This window comes from Streptomyces sp. NPDC031340 (assembly GCF_055569945.1).
This window is the reverse complement of the sequence record NZ_JBVIIE010000138.1, coordinates 1-1,266: the sequence shown is the minus strand read 5'-3', so window position 1 is coordinate 1,266 and position 1,266 is coordinate 1. Positions and strand designations below refer to the sequence as shown.

Annotated in this window: 1 protein-coding gene; it reads right to left on the bottom strand. The window is 75.4% G+C overall.

Features of this window, described 5'->3' with window-relative positions:
- Positions 1 to 499 precede the first annotated feature (499 nt).
- A partial coding sequence (locus ACZ5GT_RS40785) for a serine/threonine-protein kinase (protein WP_469037011.1) occupies positions 500 to 1,266 on the bottom strand: 767 nt, incomplete at its 5' end.

The following is a 1,266-nucleotide window of genomic DNA, read 5'->3' as shown; positions in this document are numbered from 1 at the left end:
CTTCGGTCTTGCGTTTCCGACTCTATCAGATCTTTTCTCGATCCGATTTCCTCGGTGCTTTCCAGGTTCCCGCTCTCGCGTTTCCCTTTCCGGCGACTCCGACTTTATCAGAAGTTCTGAGTCGGAATTCCCGCCCCTCCGGGGAGTGACTCCCGGTGCGCGAAGCGATCCGGGTTCCCGTTCAGGCGGAGCCGTAAACGTACTGGAGCGGGGGGGGCAGAGGCACACAAGAGGAGCCCCCCCTCCCCTCGTGCCCCCACCAGCCTCTCCTCCCCCTCCACCCCCACCCACCCCCCAACCGCCTCCCCACCCCGCCCGCGCCGGGAATCCCCCCCGTCCATTTCGCCCGGCCCACTCGCCCGGACCGACGGCGCTCCCGCCCAGCCGTCCCGTCGGGCCCCGCCCTGGCCGTCGCGCAGTCGCGACGCCGCCCTGTCCGCTCGCCCGGCCGGACGGCACGCCCTGACCAGCCGGTCCGTCCAGTTCGGGCGGGTGGTGGTCAGGGCTGGGTCTGCAGTTGGTCCAGCTGGCGTCGTACGTGGTCCAGGGCGCCTTCGCGGCGGCCCGGCACCCGGGCGCGGAGCTCCGCCAGGGCGGTGCCCAGTTCGCGGGCCCTGGCCGGGTCGGTGATCCGGCCCCACTGGTGGTGCGCCCGGTCCACGGCCGCCTCGACGGCGGGCGCGTCGCCCGGCTGCCCCGCGGTCAGGCGGGTGCCGGCGACCGTCACCCCCGCCCGGCAGCTGCGCGCCGCGTCCCCGGCGAGCATCGCCAGGTCCGCCCGGACCTCCGTCCAGTGCAGCACCTCCTCGGAGACGGGCCCGTGTGCCAGGACGGCCGCCTGCTCCAGCCGTGCCGCGAGCGCGTCGGCGTCCGCGTGCCGGCCCGCGCGCACCGCCGCGGTGACGGCCGCGTGCGGATCCCCCGGCACGGGCCCCCGCTGCGCCAGCGGCAGATCGGTGCCCGCGCTCTCCGGCGCGATCCTCGTCAGCGCCTGCTGGTGCAGCTCCTCGTCCGGCGGACGCCACCCGCTGCGCAGAATCGTCGCGACCGCCTTCATGTACGACGGTGCCGCCACCGCGCGACGGGACGGCGGCGGCGCGACACGGCCGTACACCGCGTTGTCCCGCCCGCAGTCGAGCGGGGACGGCCCCGGGCCCGGCGCGCACAGCGACCGCCAGGCCTCCGGGTCGGCGTGCAGGTCGAGGAAGAGCGTCGTCGCCCCCGCCGGACGCAGCCGCAGCTCCTCCCGGAACCAGTGCCACGGCA